At 71.8% G+C, this 3,512-nt stretch carries 2 protein-coding genes; both read right to left on the bottom strand.

The features are described 5' to 3' along the window. Positions 1-132 precede the first annotated feature (132 nt). On the bottom strand, positions 133-2,346 hold the full coding sequence (gene recG / locus ADBZ5U_RS15115) for an ATP-dependent DNA helicase RecG (protein WP_526811558.1): 2,214 nt from the start codon (positions 2,344-2,346) through the stop codon (positions 133-135). 2 nt (positions 2,347-2,348) lie between these two features. Continuing rightward, on the bottom strand, positions 2,349-3,512 hold a 1,164-nt coding region (locus tag ADBZ5U_RS15110), incomplete at its 5' end, for a fatty acid kinase subunit FakA-related protein (protein ID WP_526811556.1).

Here is a 3,512-nt window from a genome sequence, read left to right as displayed (position 1 = left end):
GCACGTCGGCGCCGGCGGCCACGGCCGGGGCGCCGGCCCCGCGCTCCGTGGGCCTCGGGGCCCAGAGGACCTGGCCGGCGACGATCACGCTGACCGCCGCGACCGCCGCCAGCCACAGCAGCGTGGCTCGCTTCACGCCTTGTCCAGGTATTCGATGCGGTCGGTGTCGCTGAACTGCCCGGCCAGGAGCGCCATCCCGCGGCTGTCCGGGTCGGTTGCGTAGACCGACTCGCACAGTTCGCGCGCGGCGAGGATGACGTCGAGGTGCTCGGCCAGGGACAGGAACCGCAGGGTGATGGGACGCCCGGATTGGCTGTGGCCCAGGACATCTCCCTCGCGGCGTTCCTGCAGATCCAGATCGGCCAGCGCGAAACCGTCGAGGGTCGCCGCGACGGCCTTGAGGCGTTCACCGGCCTTGGAGTGCTCCGGCAGCCGGGTCACCAGCAGGCACAGGCTGGGATGGGATCCGCGGCCGATTCGCCCGCGCAGCTGATGCAACTGGCTGACACCGAACCGGTCGGCGTCCATCACCACCATCGCCGTCGCGTTGGGCACGTCCACCCCCACCTCGATGACGGTGGTGCAGACCAGCACGTCGATCTCCCCGGCGCGGAACGCGGTCATCACCGCGTCCTTCTCCTCGGCGGCCAGCCGGCCGTGCATCAGACCCAGTCGCAGACCCGCCAGTGGTCCGTGCCGCAGGTGCTCGATGAGGTCGATGACGGTGATCGGCGGCTTTCTGCCCTCCTCGGTCTTCTCGGCCTTGTCGTTCTCGTCGATGCGGGAGGCCACCACATAGGCCTGCCGGCCCGCGGCGACCTCCTCGGTGATCCGGGCCCAGGCCCGGTCCAGCCACGCCCGCTTCTGCTCGACGAAGATGGTGTTGGTGGTGATCGGTTGGCGGCCGCGGGGGAGTTCGCGCATGGTCGAGGTCTCCAGGTCGCCGTAGACGGTCAGGGCGACGGTGCGCGGTATCGGTGTCGCGGTCATCACCAGCAGATGCGGCGTAAGGCCATCGGGAGCCTTGGCGCGCAGGCGATCCCGTTGCTCCACCCCGAACCGGTGCTGTTCGTCGACCACCACCATGCCCAACCGGTGGAACTCCACGGCGTCCTGCAGCAGCGCATGGGTGCCTATCACGATTCCGGCCTCCCCCGCCGCGACCTCGTCGCGCACCTGCCGCTTCTGCGCCGACGACATCGAACCGGTGAGCAGCGCCACCCGGGTGGCGCCCTCCTCCCCGCCCAACTGGCCGGCCATCGCCAACGGACCGAGCACATCGCGGACCGAGCGGGCATGTTGGGCGGCGAGGACCTCGGTGGGAGCAAGCATCGCGCACTGGTATCCGGCGTCGACCATCTGCAGCATCGCCAGCACCGACACGATGGTCTTACCCGAGCCGACCTCACCCTGCAGCAACCGGTGCATCGGCTTGCTGGCGGCAAGATCGGCGGAGATGACGTCGAGCACCTCGCACTGCCCGGCGGTCAGTTCGAACGGAAGCCGATGGCGCAGGGCCGCGGCCAATCCGTCGTCTCGCCGCGGGGCGGGCGGCCCGGAGTCGGCGCGGTCGCTGTTGCGGCGCCGGACCAGCGCCCATTGCAGGCCCACGGCTTCGTCGAACGTCAGACGCTCGCGGGCGCGCCGGCGGTCCTTCTCGCTCTCGGCGAGGTGGATGTCGCGCAGCGCGGTGTCCTCGGTGACCAGATTCCATTGCCGCAGAGCCGATTCCGGCAACGGCTCGGGTATCGGGTCGAGCACGGCGAGCACTTGTCGCACGCAGGCGTAGATCTCCCAGGTCTGCAGTTTGGCGCTGGCCGGGTAGATCGGGAAGAAGTCGCGCTCGAAGACCGACATGTCCAACTCGCCGGACTCGGCTGCGCCGGCGATGCTCTTCAGCGACTTACTGCCCACCAGGCGGCCCTTCGGGGAGTCCAGCACCAGGAAGTCCGGGTGGGTCAGCTGCATGGAGCCCTTGAAGAAGCCCACCTCCCCGGACAGCATCAGCCTGGTCCCGGGGACCAGATCCTTCTTGATGAACCTGGCATTGAAGAACGTCGCGGTGACCTTCGGGCGACGGTGTCCGAGGGTGATGACGAGGTACTCGCGCCGCGGCGTGCGGTTGGTCCAGCGCACCTCGGCCTTCTCGATCTCGCCGACGAAGGTGATGTGCTCGCCCTCCTCGGGCGGGGCGTCCTCCTCGCCGTAGACCGTGGCGCCCTGGTTGTACTTGCGCGGAAAGTGCCGGAGCAGATCGTCGACGGTCCGAAAGCCGAACACCGCCTCGAGGCTGCGGGCCGCCTTGGCTCCCAGCACGGGTTCCAGGCGGTCGGTCGGCGACACCATGGTCATTCCACCCCGATGAGCAGGACGTCGCCGCGGTGGCCGGTGCGGTAACCGCTGAACTCGGTGCCGGGGTGGCGGCGGTGCACGTGCTCGGCCAACGTCTCGGCGATGACGTCGGCGTTCGGGTCCGTCCCGACGCCCAACAGCACGGTGACCAGTTCACCGCCCGATCCCAGCAGCAGGTCGATCAGCCGCTGGGCCGCGGCGACCGGATCGGGATCCACCACCACCACCTCGTCGCCGGAGATGCCGAGGCCGTCGCCGGGCAGACAGGCCCCGGCCCAGGTGAGCGCTTGTTCGGTGGCGATGCGCACCGACCCGTGCCGGGAACCGGCCGCGGCCCGGGCCATGGTGTAGCCGTCGTCGACGGCCTGGCGGCCGGCGTCGTGGACCGCCAGGGCGGCCAGGCCCTGCACCATCGATCCGCACGGCAGCGGCACCACGTCGATGCCCCAGCCGATCGCGGCGGTGCAGCCGGCCACCAGGTCCTCGGCGGAGACGTAGCCGTTGGGCAGCACCATCACCTGGGCGGCGCCGGTGTCGACCAGGGCCCGCAGCAACTCGTCGGCGCTGACCCCGTTGGCCGGGTCCACCAGTTCGGCGTCCGGGCGCACCACGCACGCCCCCTCCGCGGCGAACAACTCCTCGGCGCCGTCGCCGTCGACCACGGCCAGCACCGCCCGCTGCCGGGGCCAGCCGCCGGGGGCCACCCGGCCGGTGTCCAGCGCGGAGATCCGGATGCGGCTGACGGCGCCGGCGGCCAGGCCGGCCTCGATCGCCGCACCGGCGTCGTCGGTGTGGACGTGGACCGAGTGCCGGCCGTCGGCGGCCGGGGCCAGCGCCACCGAGTCGCCCAGGTTCTGCAGGGCCGACCGCAGCGTGCCCAGCGCCTCCGCGTCCGGCCCACCGATCAGGTACATCACCTCGAACTGGGGAGGCGGCGGTTCGCCGACGTCGTGGCGGGGCGCCGCCGGGGCCGGCAGATAGGCGCGCCGCCGGGGCGCCTGGCCGGCGAGCGTGGCGGTGAGCGCGTCCAGCAGCACCAGCAAACCCCGGCCGCCGGCGTCGACCACTCCGGCCTCGGCCAGCACGGCCAACTGGTCGGGTGTGCGGTCCAGGGCCCGCGCCGCGGCCGCGCCGGCGGCGGTCACCGCCTGCGCCGGCCC

Origin of the sequence: Mycobacterium sp., assembly GCF_040398885.1 — a bacterium.
Lineage (GTDB): Bacteria > Actinomycetota > Actinomycetes > Mycobacteriales > Mycobacteriaceae > Mycobacterium.
Note: the sequence above shows the minus strand (reverse complement) of the source record. Positions and strands in the feature narration are given on the sequence as shown.

Bases quoted from the DNA above. Each gene is read 5' to 3' on its own strand.
- recG (WP_526811558.1), bottom strand. From the start codon at position 2,346: ATGGTGTCGCCGACCGACCGCCTGGAACCCGTGCTGGGAGCCAAGGCG.